We start from the raw sequence: 22753 nt of genomic DNA on the forward strand, positions 1-22753 counted from the left end.
CCCGGCCTCAATCCAGCAGTCGATGCAGTTTGGCGTATTGCAGGAGCATGATGGTCTTGCCGTCGCAGATCGCGCCGGTATCGATCATCGACAGCGCTTCATCCAGAGGCACTTCGAGGACTTCGATGTCTTCGCCTTCGTCCTCAAGACCACCCCCTGCGCTCAGTTTGTCTTCGTCGAAATATTCCCCGACAAAAAAGTACAAACGCTCGGTCACTGATCCGGGACTCATGAAGGCCTCAAACACCTTGCGCACTTCCTGAATGCGATAACCGGTTTCTTCCTCGGTTTCCTTGCGGATGCAGGTCTGTGGGTCGTCCCGGTCCAGCAGCCCGGCACAGGTCTCGATGAGCATGCCATCGTGTTCGTTGACGAAGGCAGGAAAACGGAATTGCCGGGTCAGGACCACGGTCTGTTTCAGCTTGCTGTAGAGCAGGATGGTAGCGCCGTTGCCCCGGTCATAGGTTTCACGGGTCAGGGTGCTCCAGGTGCCGTTATTGCTCTGAAAGTCGTACGTGGTCTTGCGCAGGACGTACCAGTTGTCCGACAGCACTTCGACCTGCTTGATACGCACCCGGTCCTTGGTGGCGATGGCTTTTTTCACTGTTCGGCTCCCAGATGAGTAGCGTTGGGCGCCACCGTCAGCAGCCGTGCGACCATTTCCGGATCACGATGCTCAGGTGCAGTCATCACGGCAGTATCCAGCGCATGGTCGCACCCGGATGAACAGGCGCCCTGATGCTCACCCAGCCGGGTGACGGCTTCAGTGACCAGACGGCGGGTCAGGGTAAAGGTGTCGGCCATGCGCTGGGCAACCAGGGTGGCGTTCACGTCCTCGTGGGACTCGTGCCAGCAATCGAAGTCGGTGGGGATGGCAATCATCGCGTAGCAAAGCTCCGCTTCACGTGCGAGCTTGGCTTCAGGCATGGCGGTCATGCCGATCACGGTGCCGCCCCACTCACGATAGAGGTGGGATTCGGCGCGGGTCGAAAACTGTGGCCCTTCCATGACCACATAGGTGCCGCCATTGCGGGCCTGCACGTCAGCGGTTTCTGCGGCGCTTGCCAGCACCGAGCGCATGCGCCCGCACACGGGGTCGCCAAAGGGTACATGACCGACCAGGCCCGGCCCGAAGAAGGTCTTTTCACGCTGGATCGTACGATCGATGAATTGATCGATCAGCACGAAGCTGCCCGGCGGTGCATCGTGGGTCAGGCTGCCCACGGCACTGACCGATAACAGTTGGGTACAGCCGACACTGCGCAGCGCAGCGATATTGGCCCGCACATTGATGAAGGAAGGCGGGATGGTGTGTCCGATGCCATGGCGCTGCACGAAGGCCACCGGCACATTGTTGAGCGTGCCCAGTGTGACGGGCGATGAAGGTTTGCCGAACGCAGTCTCGCATTCGACCAACTGGATATCCTTCAAGCCGGGCAGTTGCTGAAGACCACTGCCGCCAATGATGCCGATACGTTGAACCTGTTGGTGTGCCGATGAATTATTCACACGCTGCCTCTCGTCTTCAGGGTGGTTTCTGGTTGTCCGGTGGTCACCAGACGCTCATACAGTTCGGAAAGCGCAGTGGGTGCGCTGCCGCGCTTGAGCAACAGGCCTTCACTGGCGTTGTTGCTGTAGCGTGGTTCATGAATCTTCAGATGCCGGTCGATGGCTGGCAGGTAGTTCCAGCGAACGCCGGGGTACAGCGAGTGCGCCAGATGGTAGGCGTCGGATGTCGGGGCGATGAACACGCGAATCAGCCATCCGCTGATACCGAAGTAATCGGTGGGGCGGCCTGCCAGGTATTCGAGGTCGCGTCGATCTCTGGACGTCCCTTCGACAAACCAGCGGTGCTCGGTGAGCAGCGATACCCAGGCAAAGACCGGGTACGACGTCAGCAGCGGGACCAGCCAGCCAAACAGCACGCCTTTCCAGCCGCCAGCCCAATAGAGCAGGGCAGCGACGGCTATCAGGCACAGCACCCGGACCACCGTCGTCAGGCGCGAGTGGTTCAGCAGGCTGCTGCGTGCCATGGTCGTCAGGTTGACCCAGGCGCCACGCGGCGTCAGCGGGTAGAGCAGCAGCGCGTAGAAGCTGGTGGAGGAAATACCTGCCACATAGCCACCGGCATGCACCCTCGCACGGTTCGGGTCCCTGCTGGGGTGATTGGGGTTGCGATGGTGTTCCAGCGTGTGGGTCTGGTGGCGGCTGCGCATGTCGCGTTTGAACGCCGGAAACTGATAGAAAACGTTACTCAGCCACCACTGCCATTCATGGTTGGGGCATAACGCGAAATGCACGGCGTTGTGTCCGAACTCCTGCAGGGCGCGCAGGCGTCCGCCACTCCAGAGCACCACCAGCAACCACATCAACGGTGTCGAGTAGATCGATGCCAGTACAACGGCGGCTACGATATCCAGCCATGTCCAGATGAAGGGCAGCGGCGCGAACCATTCATCCAGTGGCCGGTAGTAGTGCTCCTTGCGGCCGGGAATCCGTGGCTCCAGCCTTAACAGCCTCAGAATGCGCTGATGGTCGCGGTAATAAAAGGTGACCATCGCGCGTAATGCCAATGTCATGGCAATCAGGCCGATCAGAACCGTGTGCGAGGTGGTCATGGTCAGGCACTCCCGGTTTCGGCGCACCGTGCGCGAGCGGGTGCAAAGCGTTGCAGCAGTTCGTCCAGGCTGCTGAACAGTGGCGCACCGCTGGCGCGCAGGCGTTCGCTGTTCTGATGGCCGGTCGAAACCAGTACCGGCGACCAGCCCACAGCACCCGCCACCTCGAAGTCGTGCAGCGTATCGCCGACGAACAGGGTTCGTGAGGCAGGTGTGCCCAGGGTTTTCTGCAACACCACGGCCTCGGCTGTCTTGCTGGTAGCCTGGTTATGGCTCAGCCCCACGACATGCTCGAAATAGTCATGCAGACCCTTGGCTTCAAGGGTCTGAACCAGCACATCGCAATGCGACGCCGAGAGAATCGAGACGCCGATACCGGCACGTTTTGCGGCGTCGAGAAACTCGATCACACCCGAGTGCAACGGGCAGTGCGCGACATTTGCGTCGAAGTGCTCCAGGTAACGCTGGACGATGGTGGAGAAGGGCACGCGGTCCAGATCGAAGCCGAGCGCCGCGTAGAAGCCGGCAATCGGGAAGTCGAACCTGGCCCGATACAGGTCAGCGGTAATGGGCGGGACATCGAAATGCTCGCCGCAGCGATTCACGGCGAAGACAGCCAGATCGATATCGTCGATCAGGGTACCGTTCCAGTCGAACACCACATGTTCGATGCCGGAAAAATGCAGGGGATCGTCGATCATTGTCGGGTGTTCCTGGGAAATAGGGCATTGAGTGCGATGCGCGACACAATCGCCGGCGAGTAGAGTCGGCTGGGATCTACCACCAGATTGGTCACACCGATTTGTGTCTCCAGCGCCCGGCGATTGCTCGCCGAGAGCTTGCCAAGCCCGGCGCCGTACCAATGGTCAAAGCGGGTGCGCCAGGTGCGTTCACCGGAGGTTTCCGGGAAGCGGAAATCCTCGGTCGTGGCCATGTTCCATGCACCATCGACCACGCCACACAGCAAACCCTGCAACTGATGGCAACTGAGCGAGCGATCCAGCAGCGCGTCAAGGCGGTTGTCGATGCAGTCGGCTTCCAGTGCGCCAATGGTCATGCCCTGACTGTACAGCGGGTTCATGCTGCTCAGGGCATCACCCACGACCAGCAAACCTTCCGGCCAGTGTTCAAGGCGGTCGTAGTGAGTGCGACGGCTGCCGGGCATCTTGAACGTGAAGACTTCCGACAGCGGTTCGGCTTCGCGAATGACTTCATGGATATCCGGCACCGGCAGGTCGGCCAGGGCTTGCAGAAAATCATCCGGGTCCTTGCCGGGAAAATGGCCGAACCAGCCACCGGTGGTCACCATCCAGCGATCACCCTCGATGGGGCTGATCACGCCCATCGAGCGTTGTGCCGGGGCCGTTGGCAGCACCAGCAACACTTGCCATTGTTCGGCGAACGCGGGGAGCCGCTTGTAGATGCGCGATGCATAACCCAGCTCGGTCTTGACCACGCTGTTTTGCACCGTGCCGAAACCGGCCTCTTTCAGCCAGGAGGGCATATGCGTGCCCCGGCCGCTGGCGTCCACCAGCAGATCGCAGGGCAAATGTTGCGCACCCGAACCGTTGTCGATGGTCACGCCGCTTACATGACGTCGGTCTTCGATACCGGCAAACTCGATGCCCGTCACTCGCGTGCCGGAAAGAATATCCACCTGCGGCACAGTCGTCAGGCAACGGCGAAGCTGGTTATCGATGAGCCTGCGGCTGCAATAGTGAGCATGAATGCCGCTGCGGTAACGGTTTTTCCAGCGGCCGCCCTGATACCACTTTACATCGTGCCCAAGGTCCGCCACCTGGGCACCGTCTTGCTCAAGGGCACTCAGCAGGCCCGGGAAAATTCGCTCGATGATCTGCTTGCCGCGCAACAGCAACAGATGCACGTGATGTTCCTGGGGAAGGCTCTGGCGCGGACCGGTTTCGTCGTAGAAATCACTTTTCTCGATCACGGTGACACGCTCGAAGCGTTTCGCCAGCACCGCAGCGGTCAGGCAGCCGGTCACGCTGCCGCCGATCACCACCGCATGGCCCGAGCGCAGGCCCGATTCAGTTGGGAGAGTAGTCATTGAGCACCTTGGCGATGTAGTGCAGGTCGTCGTCCAGCAGACCCGGATGCAAGGGCACCGTCGTCAGTGAGCGCAGCAACCTGGCGGCGTTGGGGCAATCGCGGTGATAGCGGGTCAGTAACGGCAGTTGATACAGCGGCTGGTTGTCGTACTTGCCGATATCCGACTCGATGCCGTGCCGTTGCTGGTAATGCACCAACTGGCGACCGTCATGCCCCACCGATTGCAGTAACAGCGAATAACCGTTCACGACGCCACCGGGGACCACAGGCAGTTCGCGAAACGCCGGGTTGTCGAGCAGGCCCAGAAGCCGCTCGCGGTTGTCCAGACGTTGTTCCAGATGCACACCGAGCTGACGTGACCTGGCCAGGCCAACGGCAGCTTGCAGACCGCCCAGTTTCAGGTTGATGCCCAGAGACTCGCCGGTCAGATTGCCGAAGCGGGTGTAGGCGCGAATCCGCCGTGCCCGCTCATCGTCATCGGTCATCACGAAGCCACCTTCGCCGGTCGAGATGAACTTGCAGTCATGGGTGCTGAAGCAACTGATGTCGCCATGGCGCGCCAGCCATGTTCCGTCCAGACGGGTCATGTGGGCGTGGGCCAGGTCCTGAATCAGCGCGATCCCGGCTTCCTGCGCAAATGCCCAGGTCGCGTCAGAGTTGATCGGATAACCCCACATCGGCACTTCGATGACTGCACAGGTCCGAGGGCTGACACAGCGCCGCAGGTCCTGCGGGTCAAGACCGAAACTGTCCGGCGCGACATCGCAGAACACCGGCACAAGCCCCATGGATAGAATCGGCAGTACCGTACAGATCGGTCCGGTCGGGGCGACGATGACTTCATCGCCTGGCTTGAAGTCGACGCCAGACAGCGCCGCCGTCACCGAAGCGGCACCTGACGACACGGCAATCACATGCTTGATGCCGTACAGCGCAGAAAGCGCTGCTTCGTACTCTTCGACAATCGGCGAGGTGCCGGTCAGGCCCGAGTGCAGGGCCCGCTCCAGTTCGTGCAGGTCGTCAGCCGAGTGCAGAGTGCCTTTCTGGGTAATGGTTCGCAGGCTCATGACGACACCTTTATCCCCACCAGATCCCACAGCGCATCGTCTGCGAAGACTCGGTCTACCATTCGCCGGAAGTTGGGAAACATCTTCAACTCAGCCGTTTCCTTATGGCTGAAGAAGCGCGCGTGTTCGACCTCTCTGTCGTCCGGGCAGGCGAGCAGAGGAGTTGCCGTGACATAGATCAGGTCAAGGTGATAGTGCGGCCCGCTCTTGTCGTCGATGTATTCGCACAGTACCCGATACGGTTGATGCAGCACGGTAACATCGGTTTCGACATCGGCGAGTTCTTCGTCGCGCTCGCCGAGCAGTTGGGCGTGTATCCCCGTCTCCTCGAAAATTTCCCTCAGTACTGCGACGTCGGGGGTTTCTCCCTGTTCGATATGGCCACCGGGATACAGCCAGACACCGAGCTTGCGGTGATGCAACAGCAGCATCTTCCGGTCCGGGTTCAAGACGAACCCGGACGCGGTGAAATGCCGATCCAGTTGTGAGCGATCGAGTGGGGCCGTCATTTACGCGGCACCGTACTGATTGATGCGATCTGCCATGTAGTCCAGTTCCGTCTGGGTAATGTCCGGATGAACCGGAATTGTCGTCATGCCCGCCAGCAAGGCCTCAGCGTTTGGACATTCGTTACGGTATTGGGCGAGTGCCGGGAATTCATAGAGCGCCTTGCAACCATAGCGCTTGATGTCGGAAGGGATACCCGCGTCATCGAGATAATCGATAAAAGCACGGTTGTCGGCAAAGTGCAGTTCAAGATTGAGGAAGTAATAGTTCGGCAGACCGCCATCGATGATCTTCTTCTCGCGGACCTTGCTGTGATCCAGCTTGCTGAGGAAGTAGGCCGTGTTCGCACGGCGTTTCTCGATTTGACCGGCCAATGACGCCAGACGGCTACCGCCCAGGGCGGCCGGCAGTGCAGCAAGCTTGTAGTTGAGGCCGAAGTCCTTGCCATTGAGGTTGCCGAAGCGGCTGTAGTCACGGCAGCGCTGGGCCAGTGCATCGTCATCGGTGAGGATGAAACCGCCTTCTCCGGTGGCCAGTGGTTTGCGCTCATGGGTGCTGAAACAGGACAGGTCACCGAACTGCGACAACGGGCGCCCTTGCAGGGTCGTGCCGTGGGAGTGAGCCAGGTCCAGAATCAGCTTGATGCCCAGTTCATGGGTCAGCAGGCGCAGTTCGTCGACTTCCGTCGGATAACCCCACATCGGAATGTCGATGATGGCCTTGGTGTTCGGTGTGATGCGGGCCTTGATCGAGGCTGGATCTGCGCCGAAGCCGTGGGCGCGGGTATCGACGAAGATGGGGTTGGCCCCGGCGGCAATGATCGGGTAGATGGTGCACAGCGGGCAGCTCGGTGTCAGCAGGACGTCATCGCCCGGGCCTACGCCTGATGCGTAAATGGCCACGCTGAGCGCCGCGCCGCCTGACGAAACGGCAATGGCGTGCTGCGCCTCGAACCACTCGGCGAGCTTGCTTTCGTATTCGCCGACCACATCGCTGGTGCCCGACAGCGGGCGCTCCAGGGTCAACTTCATGGTCAGCAGGTCGTCGGCATACACCGGGCGATATTTATCTGAAACAGGCTTGTGTGCAGTGGCGGTACTGGAAAGATTGGCTGACATGTTCATGGATTCCGTAACAGGCTATGGGTGGGCTCAAGCGCTAAGGGCAAGGTTTGGTTCGGCTGCGTAGCAGATGCTCTCGATTACCCTGTAAGTCGGGAGCAGGCTCTCGAAGCTCGCCTCATAGGCTGTGTTGGTACGTACGGCGTGGAAGAACTTTTCCAGCTCGCCGAAATAACCGCTGCGCTCATAGCCGGAATCCAGTGGCCCTGGCTGCCACGCCCCACGCCAGCGTTTGGCCGTACCGGTGGCACTGGTGCCGTGCTCCGGTTCGTGCATGGTGATGTTCCACAGGTTGTTGAGTTCCACCATCATCGAGTTCGAGCTGACAATCTTCATGTCGAATTCAAAGTAGGGGAACAGGGTGCCGCTGAGCAGGCTGACGCTGGCACCTGTGCTGAATTGCAGCTCAAGGCTGACCAGCAATGAGTCGCCGTGACGCTGCACCCGGGACTCGATATCACGCAGTTCGCCGCCACCGAAGGTCACGCCCAGGTCGATGGTGTGAATGGCCTGGGCCAGCAGGAAGGAACGCAGTGTCGAATCCAGGCCCCAAAGCGGCGACGTGGGTTTGCTTGCATAGTGGTTGAGCTGAACATGCACGATCTTGCCGAACTGTTCAGTGCTGGTCATCTGACGCAACTGCTGCATGGGCTTGGCGAACTTGAAGTTCATGCCGACGCCGGTAACCACTTTGGCATCGTGGCTGGCAGCGATCAGTGCTTCCAGTTCGTCGAGGGTGAAGCAAGGTGGCTTCTCGACAAAGACATGCACGCCCCTGGCCATGGCCTTGAAGGCAAGATCACGATGCGCCTGAGGTGGGCAGGCCATGACGACTGCATCGAGCCCGGGGCAGGCAAGCATCTCGTCGAAGTTATCAGTGATCATCACGTTGGATACGAAACGATTGATTTCTTCTGCACGGGTTCGGTCGCTGTCGCAGACCGCCACGATACGAATGTCCGGCATTTGTAAAAGTGTGGGCAACAGATTCTCTTTCATCTGTGCGCCGAGACCAACGATACCAACTTTGAGTCCAGTCATAATCATCTCCGTCTTGGAAAAATTAATGTGTTCATTGGAATTGCGGACAAGCGCGTACACGAATTCCGTAACGGATTGTCTTGCGGACAAACCGAATGAGTTCAGTGTTCATTCAAGTCGTTAGTGCAGGGCGAATGCCCTGGAACATTGAAGTACTCTAAGAGTGAAAGTGACCATCGCTTATGTGCGGCCGCTGTTGCGCAGGCTCGCTGGACGCTTGGTTTTTCAGGCCTTGAGAGCGGATCTTGAGGATGTTCAAGAGCCGGGGACGCAACGAAATCACGTTGTTCCGGCTGATATCGGGGAGGGTGAACATTCTTGCGAATTGTTCATGTGTTGCTTTGAACGAAGAACGGCAGTTGTTTTTATGATAAGTATTCATGATACGAATCTTCCGTGATTGCCTTATTCAAGCCTCAACATAATCCGTGTTGAAGCAACTGCGTCAGTGTGTCCTGCTGACTGAGTACGGGGCTGAATCTATATCAGCGCTTTGAGCATGGCAACACGGCATATAGATCGAAAAATCATAAAAAAGATTACGTGAGTTATGCCTTTCGTATTAAGCCTTTTTGGTGGTTTGGTAATGACGCTGATTTATAAGGAAATTTCCGGGCGCGTTTGAGTGTGTTTGCCAAAACTTAATAATGCGGCATTTCGATCACGTCCCCCTTTGCCTGTTCATCAATTTCACGCAACAGTCGATAAACCTGCGCCACAGCCTGCAAAGTGGCGCGTGGAATGAACTGGCCTACGTTTTCACGATACAGGGTTCGTGCCAGCCAGACGAAGCGCACCACCGGCACACCGGCCTTGCGGGCGCGCTCGATGAGTTCGCGGGCATCGGCGTCGCGGCCCTTGCAGATAATGCGCGGCAACGGGGTTTGCTCCGGGCGATAGAAGAGGGCCACGGCAAAGTGGGTCGGGTTGACCAGCAGCATGTCGGCGTCTTCGACCGGTGCCCTGGCAGGCGCGGCGGAGGCAGGCTGTTGAGAGATTTCGTGTGCCAGTGACTTGCGGTGCGACTTCATGTGCGGGTCGCCTTCGGACTCCTTGTACTCCTTGCGGATATCTTCATGGCTCATGCGCTGGCCCTTGATGAAGAAGTACTTCTGCAGGGCGAAGTCCACGATGGCCAGCACCAGCAGCAGACCCAGGCAGATGCGTGACAGGCGTCTGAACAGATCGACCAGTGCTTTCCAGTAGCTGTCCAGATCCGTCTGGGCAAGGCCGATCAGGTCGCCCAGTGACGGCGGCAGGAGCCAATACAGCACGAGGGTGATCATCACGGCCTTGCACAGGCTGTTGAACAGGTTGAACAACTGCCGTGAAGAGAACATCTGCTGGAACTGGTTGATGGGGTTCAGGCGCTCGAAGTCCAGCTTCAGGGCTTCGGTGGCGAACAGCGGGCCGAACTGGACCCAGCCGCCGGCCAGGCGCATGACTGCGGCAACACCCAGGACCGGGAGCATGAACAGCAGCAACTCCAGGCCTGCCTTGGTCATCACCTCTCCAAGGGCGGCGCCGAAGGGCCGATCCAGCTCCATCATGGGCAGCATGATCAGCTCTTTCAGGCGTTCCATGCCGGAATCCACCATGGCCAGGATCATCTCGATCAGGGCCGCGAAAATGAACAGTTTGGGAATATCCTGGCTTTGCCCGACCTGACCTTTCTTGCGTGCGTCGTCGAGCTTTTTCTGCGTGGGTTCTTCTGTTTTTTCGCTCATGGTCCGGCTTCCGGCAGAGGGCGGTCAGGGGATCTGCAACATCAGCGGTAGCAAGTGCGTCAAATCTTTCAGCTCATCCAGACGGCCTTCGCCCAGCCAGGTGAGCATGGGCATGTACAGCACCAGGAAGCCCAGGCCTACGAGGCTCTTGGCGGGCATCGCCAGGGTTGAAACCTGTAGTTGCGGGCTGTAAAGGCTGAGAATCGCCATGCCGAATTCGATCAGCAGCAACAGGCCTACCAGCGGTGCGGCGTACAGCACCATGAAGCGGAACGTGCTGGCGACCAGCTTGAGATAGACCTCGAATCCTTCGGGGCCGGTGACAGGTACCCATTGGGTGGCAGGCCATACCAGATAACTGTCCCACATGATCTGGGTCAGGCTGGCGTAACCGCCACCCAGGATCATCAGCAGGATCATGACCTGCTTGAGCATATGGCCCAGTTCCGAAGTGTTGTCGCCCAGTGCCGGGTTGATCTGGCCGCCCACCAGCGCACCACGCTGGTTGTCGAACAGGCAGCCGATGGACTCGAACAGCCAGAAGGGCATGGCCAGCAACAGGCCCAGCAGCAGGCCGATAATGCTTTCCTTGAGCAGCAGCGACGTCAGGTCCAGCCAATCGAGGCTCTGGCCCGCGAGGGATTCGCGAATGGCGGGCATGGGGAACAGCGCCAGGGCCAGGACGATGGTGTGGCGCAGCATGCCTTTGAGTTCGGTGAATGCGAACGCCGGAATCAGGAACAGGCACGGATACAGCCGCGCCATGCCCACTGTGAGGGCAATGATCGATTCGCTGACTTCCTTGAACGGGAGCTCGAACATCTCAAGGCCTCGTCTGACCGATCATGTTGAAAGACAGGTAAGCCAGTTGCATGAGTTCGATACCGATCCAGCGTCCGGTCAGCGCCAGTGCCACGCCTACGGCAACCAGCTTGATGGCGAACGGCAGGGTCTGATCCTGCAACTGCATCACGGCCTGCAGCAGCGAGGTGATGACACCGACAATCACCGCCACGATCAGTGCCGGAGCGGAAAGCACTACCACCAGCAACATGGCCTGCTTGAAAAGCGTCAGGGTTTCCATAAAGCCTCGGCGGATCACATGTAGCTGTAGAAGAGCCCATCGAGCAGGCGGGTCCAGCCATCGACCAGCACGAACAGGAGGATTTTCAGCGGCAGCGAAATGGTCATCGGCGCAACCATCTGCATGCCCAGAGCCAGCAGAATGTTCGAGACAATCAGGTCGATGACGATGAACGGGATGTAGATCAGGAAGCCGATCTGAAAACCGGCCTGCAACTCGGACAATACGAAGGCCGGCACGACAAGCAGCAGGTCATCGCGGCTGGCCTGGGACGACATTTCCTTTGGCCACATGCGCTGGGTGTTTTCCAGCAGGTGGGTCTGAATATCCGGATCGATGTTGCGGGTCATGAACAGGCGCAACGGCTCGATCACATGTTTGCCGGCGCTTTCCATGGCGGCAAAGTTATCCAGGCGTTCGGGGAGTTTCTTGACCCGTTGCCCCATTTCATTGAACACCGGCGCCATGATGAACAGCGTGGCCGCCAGGGCAATGCCATACAACGCCATGTTTGGCGGGGCCTGCTGGACACCGATGGCGTTACGGGTAATCAAGAGCACCATGGCGATCTTCAGGAAGGCCGTGCAGATGATCATCAGCAATGGCACCAGTGACAGAGCCCCCAGAAACAGGGCAAGCGTCAGTGGGTTGGCATCCTGGAGATTCACCGCAAGGCTTCCATGCGGGTGATCTGCAGGCCCAGGCGTCCTTCGACATCCACCAGCTCGCCATGCGCCAGCGCACGCTCGCCATGGAACAGCATGGCATGGCCCGGCGCGCAACCGTTGAAGGTCAGCACGGAGCCGACCGACAGCGAACGCAACTGACCCAGGCTCAGTGAGAGATTGCCCGCACGCAGCGTCAGGGCCAGCGCCAGATCGTTGAAGCGCTCCATATCGTCGCTTCCGTCAGCCGTGTTTTCGGCGAAATCTTCGTGTTCCTGCATATGGATATCGTCGAGCAGAATCGGGTTATCGCTGTCGGAAGCCGCAAAGTGGTCGATAGTGGCATTCATGGTGTCTTGCTCCAGTTCGGTAAGGGTGAAGCACAATGCGTTGGCGGACTCCTGGACCAGGCTCAGGCGGCAGGAGCCCAGTTGCAGTATTCCGTGGCCATCGGGGGTAAACAGTGGATGGTCGGGCAGCAGCACATCGCCGGGGCGCAACCCCTTCAACTGCTTGTAGGTCAGGGCCAGATGGCCCAACAGCAGCGGGGTGTTGATGGGCCACGGCCAGGTCTGGCCGATATGAGTGTGCTGCCATTGGCCGCGATCCAGCAGATCGAGCAGGGTGGCGGGTGGCGCGCTCAGCCTGGAGCAGACCCGCAAACCGTTGATGCGCGCTTCCAGCAGGCAGTCCAGCCCTTGTTCATTGGGCTGATCCAGCGGCTGCAATGTGCCGAACAGGTGTTGCAGCTCGGGGCTCAGGTAATGGTTGTAAAGCTGCCAGTACCACTGATGGTCTTCGTTGTTGTCCGATTGCTGCAACAGGGCCGGGCAACTGGATAACAGGCCCAGCAGGGCTTCGGTATTGGTCAGCCGCAAAGGCCCGGACGCACATTCCAGATGACCTTCGTCGACGGTCTGGCCGGGTGTGGGCGCCAGGCGCAAGGCCAGTTGGCCTTTTTGCCGATTGAGCTGGAAAGGCAGGCTCAGACCGGTGCCTATCCGTTGTCGGATCGAAGCTTCGGTGGTGCTGACGGGTCTGAGGGCAAGTGCCTGTGCATTCATTTCAATGACCTGCCTGATCGAGAGTGAGCCTGACGCGACGTCCCAGCCGTTGGCTGAGCCATTCACGGCTGGCTTCGCGGTTTTCCTGACAACGCTGCAAGGCAGCATCACGGGCAAAGCGCAGGGCAATATCCAGCCCGTCGCTGCGCGGGATGACCTGTACCGTCACCTTGCCCAGTTCCGGCAGCTCGAAGATGGCTTCCATCGGTTCCATTTCGTTGCTGGCCAGGTGTTCTTCTATCGGGTTGAGCAGCGAGTCCCACAAGGCTTCAACCGGTGCCGGTGGCAGCGAGGCATTGCTGCCATGCTTTTCGCCATCGCGCCAGCCATCGCTCAGGCCTTGTGGCTGATCGTTGCCCAGCCAGAAGACGTTGTCGTTCGACGCAGTCATCATCTGCTCGAAGAGTTCGCCTTCTTCCAGAGTTTCGTGAGGCACATGTTCGCCGCGCTCGTGCTTGACCGGCGTGGCGGTGTTCTCGGTGTTGCTGGTGCTGTTGCGTGGCTTGGGCGGCTCCTGCGGGCGTGGAGGCGTGGGCTTGTGCGCCACAGGCTTGGTGTTCATGAGGCCTCCCGGGCGAGATCCATCAGGTAGTCGAGTTTTTCAACATCACGCTGGCGTTTGCGCAGTTCCTTGTGGCTGTCATCAGTCCACATTTGCTGCTGGCGGTGCTCGTGCTGAAGGTTGCTCAGATGCTTTTCGCTGCGCTCGATATGCCGGATGGCCTGACGTTCCTGGGCCAGCCAGTCATTCATTTCGCTCAAGGGCAACGGGCGGTTCGCATGCCGATCGCGTTGCTCGATGCGTGACTGGCGATAGGCCTGATGCAATGACTCGATGTCCCTGGTCATTTGATGCAGGCGGGTCTGCAAGTCGTTGAGCACCTGGTTTTGACGTCGCCATGCCTGTTCGGCCAGGGTCAGACGGTGCCGACGGATCGGCGCCAGGATATCGAGGGTCTGGCCAAGGCTGTTCATTTGCGGATCATTGGCCGAATCCAGCAGGTCAAGGTCATCGTGGGACATCAGCAGTTACCTGTATGAGGTGGTCCAGGGTGTCTTCCAGCGACACCGGGTCTCGTAGCGATTGCTGCAGAAAATCCATGATCTGATCGCGCGATTGCACAGCGAAGTCGGTCAGTGGATCGTTCCCCTGTTGGTACTCACCCAGCTTGATCAACATTTCAACTTGCTGATAAGCAGCCAACAGTCTGCGTATCTGTGTGGCACCCTTGACCTGTTCGGTTCCCACCACATTGCTCATCGTTCGACTCAGGCTCGTCAGAATGTCCACGGCCGGGTAATGGCCGCGCTCTGCCAGGCGCCGAGAGAGCACGATATGGCCGTCCAGCAGGGAGCGAACTTCGTCGGCCACCGGGTCGTTCATCGAGTCCTGTTCGATCAGTACCGAGTACAGGGCTGTGATTGCTCCGGTCCGGGTTCTTCCGGCGCGTTCCACCAGACGCGGCAGCAGGCTGTAGACCGAGGGCGGAAGCCCGCCGCGACCGGCCGGCTCGCCACTGGCCAGGCCGATTTCCCGCTGGGCCCGTGCAAAACGGGTGAGGGAGTCGATGATCAGCAAGGTCGATTTGCCCTGCTGTCGAAAACCTTCGGCGATGGTCGTGGCAGTGAACGCTGCACGGGCACGCTCCATGCTGCTGCGGTCCGAAGTGGAGCAGACCAGCACGGTTCGCGAGCGCAGTTCTTCGTCCAGTTCGTGGTCGAGAAACTCACGCAATTCACGTCCGCGCTCACCGATCAGGCCAAACACGATTGCCTCGCAGGGCGTGTTGCGCGCCATTTCCGCGAGCAATGTCGTCTTGCCGCAACCGGCACCGGCGAACAGGCCGACCCGCTGGCCCTCGCCAAGGGTCAGGAGCCCGTCGATGGCGCGCAGGCCGGTGGACAACGGCGCTTCGATCCTGGGACGCTCGGTGGCAGGTGGTGCATCGCGGATGACGGGCTGGGCTCCCGCCGCGCCGGAAAGCGCAAAGGCCGATGGCCCGTCACCGCTCAACGAACGTCCGAAACCATCCAGGACCGAGCCCAGCAGATATTCACCCACCACCAGACTGTGGGGCTGGAACAGTGGCCGGACCGGCGCACCGATGGCGATGCCGTCCAGCGCTCCGAGTGCCGCGAGCAAGGTGTGCTTGCGGTCGAAGCCCACGATTTCGGCCATCACCTCAGTGCCATCTGCCCGACGGATTTCGCACAAGTCGCCGATGCGTGCCTGAGGCATATGGCTGTGCAAGAGGATGCCGCTGACACCGGCGATACGACCCATGACTTCCACTGGCGCACAACGTTGCAGTCGTTCGCTGTGTTCCTGGCGCCATGTGTTCAGAGGATTCAGGGCTGATTCGCTCACCAGCTCACCTCCACACGCCGTTCACCCTCGAATACCACTTTATGCTCGTTGATATCGACGAAGCGCACGCCATCGACTTCATCGCCCAGGAACAGGCGCCGGCCATCGCTGGTCAGGACACTGGCCAGGCGTGTATTGCTGATCTGAATGATGGTGAAAGGCAGTTCAGCCGTGGCGGCGGGCAGGGCGTTGAGCACTTGCAGCGGGCTTTTGTACTGACGATCGAAGTGCAACAGCATGCGCGAGGTGGACTGCAACAGGTCGTCCTCGTCGAAAGGCCCGTGCAGGAAAATCTTTCCTTCTTCTTCAGCAATGGTGATGCGCTTTTGCAGCTCGCGCTCTTCGAGCATTCTGGTGAGGACTTTCTTTACCTCGGTCGCATCCTTGAGCTCGACTTTGGACGGTTTCAGCGGCGCTGGCGGTGCAGGTTCCTGCTGGTTGACCAGCCAGAACAGCGCGCCCAGAAACACCACCAGTGAACCGGCCAGCAATAAAGGCCCGAGCAGTGAGCGTGGTGCTGCCTTAGGTGCCGGAGCTTCGCGCTCGGCGACCAACTGCACAGGTTCCGGTTCGTACTTCTGTTCGGGCTCTGGGTCGGCAAGAGCGTCTGCAAAGGCTTCGGCAGACGCTTGAGGCTGTTCTTCGTTTTCTTCGTCTTCTTCAGGTGGCCATTCGGTGTTGGCGCTGAGCACTGACAGCCATACGCCATTGAGGGCAAACGGCGTCCCCGGCTCAAGCTGGGTAATGCCTTCTATCTTGTGGCCTTCGCTGTCGGTGACTGGGCCTTCGCTGCTGGCCAGCGACCAGGTGCTGTCCACCAGCCGCAGCATGCAGTGGCTGTCCTTGATGCCGGGATCGTACAGTGAAAGGTCTGCGCCGCTGGATGAGCCGATGCTCCATTGATCGCCGTTCAAGGGCAGTGCCGCGCCCCGATGCAGGCCGGTCAGTACCCGTAGTTCGTAGTGTTTCTTGGTTTCCATAGGGACTCCGTCAGGCTAGCAGGGCTTGTGCTTCATCCAGGTCGATGCGACCCAGGACCTTGACTTGCACCGTGGACAACAACTCGGCGAAAGACAGCACGGGTACGTGGTTGAACTCATCTGCCAGCAGGCTGTGCAAGGGGCTGCGCAAATCCTGTGCAACCAGCAGGACGGCCTTGGGGCTCGATGGCGGGTTCGATTGCAGGGCGAAGGCTTCGCGCAACTGTTCGAGCAGCGCACTGCCCAGCTCGGGCTCAAGGGCAAAGTAGGATTCGTTCTGGGTCTGGCGCAGGGCATCGCGCAGCAATACTTCCGTTTCCGGCGTCACCAGCCAGGTGTGGAGGGTGTTTTCTTCACTGTGTTGATGACAGATCTGCGCCTTGAGGGCGATGCGCACATAGTCGGTCAGGGCATTTAGGTCGCGTTCATGCTGGCCTTGTTCGATCAGGGTTTCGGCAATCGGCCTGACCGAACGCAGGGAAACCAGTTCGGCGGAGAGGCGTTGCAGCACGGCGGCAAAGCGCGCCAGCGGCAAGGTGCGTTGCAGCTCCTGAGCCAGCTCCGGTTGTTCGGATTCCAGCCAACTGAGGATCGCCTTGCTTTCCTGAAGGCCGATGAACTGCGGGCCGGTGGCCTGGAAGGCGCGGCTCATGCGTTCAAGGACAAGTTCATGAGGCCGTATGCCGACGATGTCCTCGTCCTCGAACAGCGGATCGTTGGCATCGACCCAGATCCACTGGGCTTCGTCGCGATCAATCCGTCCGGGGGTGCCGGGCTGGTCTTCCTCGACATCACGAATATCGACGGCCACCTGGGTCAGGGAAATGGTGGCACGGATGAAAGGCACTTCATAAACGCAGAAGCGGAATTCATCGATTTCGCAATTCTCCGTGAACTCTATATCGAAGGAGGGCAGAGTCAGGCCAAAGTTATGAACCAGTGTGTTGCGGCGCTGGCGAATGCCTTGAATCAGCATGTCGAGCTCCATCAAACCCTGATGGCTTGGGTGAAACTGCAACAGGTAAGCCCGCGACGGGTTGAAGCGGCGGATATCCTCGCGGCCATTGAGTTCGGGCGCGCCATTGCGGGCGGCACCGGCCTGATCCTGATAAAGCTCCTTCTGACGAATCCGCCATAACTGAATCAGCCCGCTGAACAGGCACAGCAGGCTGATGCACGCAAACACCATGGTCGGCATGCCCGGAATCAGACCGAACCCCATCATGCCGATGGAGGCGAACACCCAGGCTTTTGGCTGGCTGGTGAGCTGCTCGGCAATTTCGTGACCGATGTTGGCGTCGGCGGTCTGGCTGTCCGGGGCAACGCGGGTGATGATCATGCCCGCAGTCAGCGAGATCAGCAGTGCAGGAATCTGTGCGATCAGGCCGTCACCGATGGTCAGTACCGAATACAGGTGCATGGCGTCACCGGCTTCCATGCCGTGTTGCATCACACCGATGGAAAACCCACCGATCAGGTTGATGAACACGATCACCAGACCGGCGATGGCATCACCCTTCACGAACTTCATCGCGCCATCCATTGCGCCGAACAACTGGCTTTCCTTGGACAGTTGCTCGCGGCGGTGCCGGGCTTCACGTACGTTGATCAGGTTGGCCCGCAGGTCGCTGTCGATGGACATCTGTTTGCCGGGCATCGCGTCCAGGGTGAAGCGCGCGGCGACTTCCGCAACCCGTTCCGAGCCCTTGGTGATCACCAGAAAGTTGACGATGGTCAGGATCAGGAAGATCACCAGACCCACGGCCAGGTTGCCGCCGACCACGAAGCTGCCGAATGCTTCGACGATATGGCCGGCATCCTGTTGCAGCAGAATCAGGCGGGTGGTGGCAATCGACAGGGCCAGGCGAAACATGGTGGTCAGCAGCAATACTGCCGGGAAGGTCGAGAACGCCAGCGGGCGCGGCAGGTACATCGCCAACACGATAAGCAATGAAGAAATACAGATGTTCAGGGCGATCAGCACGTCCACCAGCGCGGTGGGCAAGGGCAGGATCATCATGAACACAATGGCCATGACCATGATCGCACCGACGATTTCCGTGCGCCTCATCACCGCCAGCGCGAGGTTGTTGAGTGCATGGATGATGCGAATCATTGGATGGTTCTCCCGGCGTCTTCAATGCCCATGGCCTTGCGTTCCTGGCGAGACAATTCATCCATGAGGCCCTGCAACAGGCGCAGGCCGTTCTGACGGGTTTTCAGGTCCTTCCACAACGGCAGAGGCAGGTTTTGCAGCAGCGGGTACAGGCCGTTGAAGAACAGTGGTTGCAGGTTGGGCGTGCGACCAATGGTTTCTTCGGCCAGCAGCGTCAGGTCGCGGGCGAAGAAGCCGTTGCCGCAGAAACGCAATACCCGCTTGCTCATGCCCAGTGCGGTCATGCTGCTGCCCGGAGACTTCTTGGCCAGACGCTCAAGCAGCGCCAGGCAGGTTTTCAGCAGGTTGTTCAACTGACCGCTGGCACCCAGGCCGCGCAGCATCGAGCGCAGCACACCGCCCGGCAGTGAAGGGGCCAGTGCGGCGATGTCATCGGCCAATGCCCGTTGCAAGGTGCGCAGGCCGCGGGCGAACTGATCTTCGTTGAAGCGTTCGAGCAAGGCTTCCAGCAGGGTTGCCAGAGGCTGCTGACCGACGATTGCCTTGTAATAAAGCTGACGCATCAGGCTGCGCTGTTGAGGGTCGCTGCTGAACAGGGCAATGGCGCTGGCGGTGTTCAAGCCGGCGCGAATCTTGTCGCCGTGTGTCAGACGCAGCTCTTCAAGCATTGTCTGAGCCTGGTCGTGACCGGCTTCGTTGCTTTCGGCAACGGATATGCGCACCACCTGTTGCAACAGAATGTCGGCCCGCGCCGGGTCGTTGTCGGCCATTTTCAGCAGGTCAGGCATCGAGCTGCCTTGCTGCATCATCTGGATCTGCATTCGCCTGGCCTGTTGCTCAAGGCTGGGTTGCTCGCTGTTATCGAGCAGGCGGTACATCTCGGCCAGTTTCTCGATGCGTTCTATACGTTGCGAACTGCCTGATTCACGAACATGCCGTTCGTCCAGCCCCTTGCTGTGGCGTTCCACGCTTTCGCTGAACTTCATCGCCACTTCTTCCATGGAATCGAGCAACGGATTCTTGGGAGCGAAGGACTTCGACATCTCCTGGACGGGGGGGCGAGGGAACGGCTCCAGTTCAGCGGGCCGCATATCTTGGAAGGAGTTGATTTTCATGGGCTGCGCTATCGCCTCGGAACATGTGTTTCCTGAGTGGCGTTTAAGCGCAACCGGTTCCTGCCATCTGATGCTTTGAAAGCTGTGCCAGTTCTTGCACGGGCTTTGTGTCGAGAATGCAACAAATGGCACAAAGCCACTACTTTTTAGAGTGCAAGTCCTTATAAATCAATGACTTGAAAATAATAAATAGTTGGTACATTCGCTGCTCTCCCTATCTGGCCACTACCGGCAAAAGTTACTTATGGATATGGAGATACAACCGTGGAAGTCAAAGGCATGCAGCGCGAAGGGAAAGTCATCGGTGTTATCGCACTGGACTTGGGTGGCCTTGCTAAAAGCAGCGAGAAAAAGCTGAGAGGTTTCATCGGTAAGCGCGTATTCAATCAGGCGGATGTCGATGACCTGATGCAGATGACGTATCTGGAAGCCTGGCGCAATCAACACAAGTATCTGGGCACCTCACGCCCTGAAACCTGGTTGTTCGGGATTGCAGCCAATCTGGTGAGGAACCATTTCAAAACGTTTTACAACCAGCCTCAGTGCATGGAGCTGACCGACTCCGAACTGGAAAACCTGGAGCAGGGCCATGACCCAAGCCTGATCAGCGATTTCCAGCGCACCCTGGGCCGTACCCTTGAAGCTATCGAAGAACTCTCGGTGGACATGCGCACCGTCATTCAACTGGTGGTCGATTCGGACATCAGTTATCAGGATGCCGCGCGTCATCTGGACATCCCGATTGGCACCATCCGCTCACGATTGGCCCGTGCTCGTGGACAGCTCAAAACCAGCGTTTATTCCAAGGAGATTCACTAATGAACAGTTTTGTCCCTAAACCCGAGCTGCCACGTCTGCCACGCGGTATTCGCGAGTTCACTGAAGACGATCTCGAAGCGATGATGAACATCTTCAACGAAACGGCTGGCAGCGGTGCCAACTCGCCGGTTACCCGGCCGATGACCTACGAAGAAGTGAAGTTCTACGTCAACCTCTACAAGCGCGACGGCTTGCCTGTCTACGTTTACGAGCGTCGTGGTGAAGTGCTGGGCTGGTTGTCGATCAACCGCTTCAGTTGGGGAACCCAGGCCTGCTACAGAACCGGGGAAACGGCCATCTACGTGCGCGGCGACCATTTCGGCAGTGGCATTGGCGTGTTGCTCTGTAAAGCGACGGTCATCCTGGGCCAGCAGGCCGGGCTTGAGAACCTGGTGGCCTGGATCATGGCGGCCAACACGCCCAGCCAGAAGATCGTTACAGCGGTTGGCGCGCATCTGTGGGCTCGCCTGCCCAACATCGCCCGCTTCGGTGAGCAGCGCTCCGACGTTCTGCTGTTTGGCCTGCCATTGGGGCAATCGCTGAACGTGCCGGTGCGGATCAATGTCTCGGAGGCTGTCTGATTCGCCAGCGTTGAAAAAAGGGTATGCACTGGTTAAAGGTGCATACCGTGTTCTCTACCGCACGACCGTTATAACGGTCGATGCGGTGCTGATTCTGGCCAGGACCGGTTTCCGGTCCCGGCAAGCTGACACAAGGTTATCGTTGTGGTTTTCAAAAAAAACGGCGCGGCCCTTTCAGGCCGCGCCGCTCTTTTTTGTGGACGCCGGTCAGACGATAGGCTGGTCGCTCCACTCGCCATTGACCAGACGCTTCAGGCCCAGCGGGTTAGCGTTCTGCAGGGCAGGAGGCAACAGGCTGTCAGCCTGGTTCTGATAGCAGATCGGGCGCAGGAAGCGATCGATGGCCAGGCTGCCCACCGAGGTGCCGCGTGCATCGGAAGTCGCCGGGTAAGGACCGCCGTGGACCATGGCATCGCAGACTTCGACGCCAGTCGGGTAGCCATTGATCAGAATGCGGCCGACTTTCTCTTCCAGCAAAGGCAGCAGCCAGTTGTATTTGCTCAGGTCTGACTGTTCGCCGATCAGGGTCGCAGTGAGCTGTCCACGCAAGGCCAGCAGGGCTTTCTTCAGTTCGGCATCGTCAGCGACTTCGATCACCAGCGTGGTCGGGCCGAAAACTTCTTCCTGCAACAGTTCGTCACCGTTGAGCAGCAGGCTGACATCAGCCTTGAACAGTTGTGCCTGAGCCTGCTTGCCTTCTTGCGGCTTGCCTGCCAGGTGAGTGACGCCCGGGTGCTCCAGCAAGTGCTGGACACCTTTGCTGTAGCTGCGCAGACCGCCAGCGTTGAGCATGGTTTGCGGGGCCTGACCGCCCATGTGCTCGGTCAGTTGCTCAAGGAAGGCCGAGAAGGTCGCAGAGCGCAGACCGATCACCACGCCTGGGTTGGTGCAGAACTGGCCGGCACCCATTACCACGGAAGCGGCCAGGTCCTTGGCCACGGTTTCGCCGCGTGCTGCCAGGGCTTCCGGTAGCAGGACCACCGGATTGATGCTCGACATTTCAGCGAAGACCGGAATCGGTTGTGGACGCTCGGCGGCCATCTTGCTCAGCGCATTACCGCCGCCCAGAGAACCGGTGAAACCGACAGCCTGAATGGCCGGGTGCTTGACCAGTCCTTCACCGACGCCATTGCCGAAGATCATGTTGAACACACCTTTTGGCATATGGGTGCGTTCTGCTGCGCGAATAATTGCACTGCCCACCAGATCGGCGGTGGCCATGTGGCCGCTGTGAGCCTTGAAGACCACCGGGCAACCGGCTGCCAGCGCAGCAGCGGTATCACCACCGGCGGTGGAGAAGGCCAGCGGGAAGTTGCTGGCGCCGAACACTGCGACCGGGCCTACACCGATGCGGTACTGGCGCAGGTCCACACGTGGCAGAGGCTTGCGGTCCGGCAGCGGCAGGTCGATACGGGCACCGAGGTAATCGCCACGACGCAGGACCTTGGCGAACAGACGCATCTGACCGCTGGTACGACCGCGCTCACCCTGGATACGCGCTTGAGGCAGAGCGGTTTCCTGGCAGACGATAGCGACGAAATCATCGCCCAGTTGATCGATCTCGTCAGCGATGGCTTCAAGAAACTCGGCGCGACGGGCCGGGCTCAGTTGACGGAATTCGGGGAAGGCCTCTTTGGCAGCCAGGGCAGCGGCATCGATTTCGCCGTCGGTGGCCTGGAAGAAGCTGTACGGCAGTTCTTCACCTGTCGTGGCGTCGAGGCTTTTCTGCTGGGTCTGACCAAGGGCGCTGCGGCCGCCAGCGATAAAGTTGTGGCCGAGAATGTTAGGCATCGGTATCTCCTGTTGTTTT

23 protein-coding genes are annotated in these 22753 nt (G+C 59.4%); 2 read left to right on the plus strand and 21 right to left on the minus strand.

Annotated features, from left to right (window positions below; genetic code table 11):
* Window positions 1-7: 7 nt before the first annotated feature.
* From nudK to sctW, 20 genes are all read right to left on the minus strand, one after another.
* Window positions 8-604, minus strand: a complete 597-nt coding sequence (nudK, locus tag Q6A51_RS00490; protein ID WP_304573858.1) for a GDP-mannose pyrophosphatase NudK — start codon at window positions 602-604, stop codon at window positions 8-10.
* Window positions 601-1509: an S-methyl-5'-thioadenosine phosphorylase gene (mtnP, locus tag Q6A51_RS00495; RefSeq protein WP_304573859.1), complete on the minus strand. Its 909-nt coding sequence runs from the start codon at window positions 1507-1509 to the stop codon at window positions 601-603. The genes nudK and mtnP overlap by 4 nt, the downstream gene beginning before the upstream one ends.
* Complete coding sequence (locus tag Q6A51_RS00500) at window positions 1506-2618, minus strand: fatty acid desaturase family protein (protein WP_304573860.1); 1113 nt, start codon at window positions 2616-2618, stop codon at window positions 1506-1508. The genes mtnP and Q6A51_RS00500 overlap by 4 nt, the downstream gene beginning before the upstream one ends.
* 2 nt (window positions 2619-2620) lie before the next feature.
* On the minus strand, window positions 2621-3319 hold the full coding sequence (locus tag Q6A51_RS00505; RefSeq protein ID WP_304573861.1) for an HAD family hydrolase: 699 nt from the start codon (window positions 3317-3319) through the stop codon (window positions 2621-2623).
* Entirely contained in the window at window positions 3316-4686 is a 1371-nt protein-coding gene (locus Q6A51_RS00510) for an FAD-dependent oxidoreductase (protein ID WP_201003194.1), read from the minus strand. The genes Q6A51_RS00505 and Q6A51_RS00510 overlap by 4 nt, the downstream gene beginning before the upstream one ends.
* Window positions 4667-5755 carry a DegT/DnrJ/EryC1/StrS family aminotransferase gene (locus Q6A51_RS00515; RefSeq protein WP_201017756.1) on the minus strand — a complete coding sequence of 363 codons (1089 nt, stop codon included), beginning with the start codon at window positions 5753-5755 and terminating at the stop codon, window positions 4667-4669. The genes Q6A51_RS00510 and Q6A51_RS00515 overlap by 20 nt, the downstream gene beginning before the upstream one ends.
* Window positions 5752-6264 (minus strand): NUDIX hydrolase, encoded by a 513-nt coding sequence (locus Q6A51_RS00520; protein WP_304573862.1) that lies wholly within the window; start codon window positions 6262-6264, stop codon window positions 5752-5754. Before Q6A51_RS00520 ends, Q6A51_RS00515 begins: the two co-directional genes overlap by 4 nt.
* Window positions 6265-7380 (minus strand): DegT/DnrJ/EryC1/StrS family aminotransferase, encoded by a 1116-nt coding sequence (locus tag Q6A51_RS00525; protein WP_201017755.1) that lies wholly within the window; start codon window positions 7378-7380, stop codon window positions 6265-6267.
* 33 nt (window positions 7381-7413) lie between these two features.
* Window positions 7414-8424 carry a Gfo/Idh/MocA family protein gene (locus Q6A51_RS00530; RefSeq protein WP_201017754.1) on the minus strand — a complete coding sequence of 337 codons (1011 nt, stop codon included), beginning with the start codon at window positions 8422-8424 and terminating at the stop codon, window positions 7414-7416.
* 641 nt (window positions 8425-9065) lie between these two features.
* On the minus strand, window positions 9066-10151 hold the full coding sequence (gene sctU / locus Q6A51_RS00535; protein WP_201017753.1) for a type III secretion system export apparatus subunit SctU: 1086 nt from the start codon (window positions 10149-10151) through the stop codon (window positions 9066-9068).
* A gap of 24 nt (window positions 10152-10175) precedes the next feature.
* Window positions 10176-10973 carry a type III secretion system export apparatus subunit SctT gene (gene sctT / locus Q6A51_RS00540; protein WP_201003183.1) on the minus strand — a complete coding sequence of 266 codons (798 nt, stop codon included), beginning with the start codon at window positions 10971-10973 and terminating at the stop codon, window positions 10176-10178.
* Between the two features lies 1 nt (window position 10974).
* Window positions 10975-11235, minus strand: coding sequence for a type III secretion system export apparatus subunit SctS (gene sctS / locus Q6A51_RS00545; protein ID WP_025259563.1), 261 nt, complete (start codon window positions 11233-11235; stop codon window positions 10975-10977).
* Window positions 11236-11249: 14 nt separating this feature from the next.
* The gene (gene sctR / locus Q6A51_RS00550; protein ID WP_117165055.1) at window positions 11250-11903 is read right to left on the minus strand and encodes a type III secretion system export apparatus subunit SctR; all 654 of its coding nucleotides are present in this window, start codon (window positions 11901-11903) and stop codon (window positions 11250-11252) included.
* A complete protein-coding gene (gene sctQ / locus Q6A51_RS00555) occupies window positions 11900-12964 on the minus strand; it encodes a type III secretion system cytoplasmic ring protein SctQ (RefSeq protein WP_201017752.1) in 1065 nt (354 codons plus the stop codon). The genes sctR and sctQ overlap by 4 nt, the downstream gene beginning before the upstream one ends.
* Before the next feature lies 1 nt (window position 12965).
* Window positions 12966-13526, minus strand: coding sequence for a type III secretion system HrpP C-terminal domain-containing protein (locus Q6A51_RS00560; protein ID WP_201017751.1), 561 nt, complete (start codon window positions 13524-13526; stop codon window positions 12966-12968).
* Entirely contained in the window at window positions 13523-13987 is a 465-nt protein-coding gene (locus Q6A51_RS00565; protein ID WP_201017750.1) for a type III secretion protein, read from the minus strand. Before Q6A51_RS00565 ends, Q6A51_RS00560 begins: the two co-directional genes overlap by 4 nt.
* The gene (locus Q6A51_RS00570; protein WP_304573863.1) at window positions 13974-15332 is read right to left on the minus strand and encodes a FliI/YscN family ATPase; all 1359 of its coding nucleotides are present in this window, start codon (window positions 15330-15332) and stop codon (window positions 13974-13976) included. The genes Q6A51_RS00565 and Q6A51_RS00570 overlap by 14 nt, the downstream gene beginning before the upstream one ends.
* A complete protein-coding gene (locus tag Q6A51_RS00575) occupies window positions 15329-16312 on the minus strand; it encodes an FHA domain-containing protein (RefSeq protein WP_201017749.1) in 984 nt (327 codons plus the stop codon). The genes Q6A51_RS00570 and Q6A51_RS00575 overlap by 4 nt, the downstream gene beginning before the upstream one ends.
* 10 nt (window positions 16313-16322) lie before the next feature.
* Window positions 16323-18428: a type III secretion system export apparatus subunit SctV gene (sctV, locus tag Q6A51_RS00580; RefSeq protein WP_304573864.1), complete on the minus strand. Its 2106-nt coding sequence runs from the start codon at window positions 18426-18428 to the stop codon at window positions 16323-16325.
* Window positions 18425-19471 carry a type III secretion system gatekeeper subunit SctW gene (gene sctW, locus Q6A51_RS00585; RefSeq protein ID WP_304573865.1) on the minus strand — a complete coding sequence of 349 codons (1047 nt, stop codon included), beginning with the start codon at window positions 19469-19471 and terminating at the stop codon, window positions 18425-18427. The genes sctV and sctW overlap by 4 nt, the downstream gene beginning before the upstream one ends.
* 336 nt (window positions 19472-19807) lie before the next feature.
* On the opposite strand from sctW, the gene Q6A51_RS00590 reads away from it, so the two are divergent.
* The gene (locus Q6A51_RS00590) at window positions 19808-20362 is read left to right on the plus strand and encodes an RNA polymerase sigma factor (protein WP_201017746.1); all 555 of its coding nucleotides are present in this window, start codon (window positions 19808-19810) and stop codon (window positions 20360-20362) included.
* Window positions 20362-20943 (plus strand): GNAT family N-acetyltransferase, encoded by a 582-nt coding sequence (locus Q6A51_RS00595; RefSeq protein WP_201003167.1) that lies wholly within the window; start codon window positions 20362-20364, stop codon window positions 20941-20943. The genes Q6A51_RS00590 and Q6A51_RS00595 overlap by 1 nt, the downstream gene beginning before the upstream one ends.
* Before the next feature lie 207 nt (window positions 20944-21150).
* Here Q6A51_RS00595 and Q6A51_RS00600 read toward each other — a convergent pair whose 3' ends face one another.
* On the minus strand, window positions 21151-22734 hold the full coding sequence (locus tag Q6A51_RS00600) for an aldehyde dehydrogenase (NADP(+)) (protein ID WP_201003165.1): 1584 nt from the start codon (window positions 22732-22734) through the stop codon (window positions 21151-21153).
* Window positions 22735-22753 lie beyond the last annotated feature (19 nt).

Source organism: Pseudomonas serbiensis (assembly GCF_030580745.1).
GTDB lineage: Bacteria > Pseudomonadota > Gammaproteobacteria > Pseudomonadales > Pseudomonadaceae > Aquipseudomonas > Aquipseudomonas serbiensis.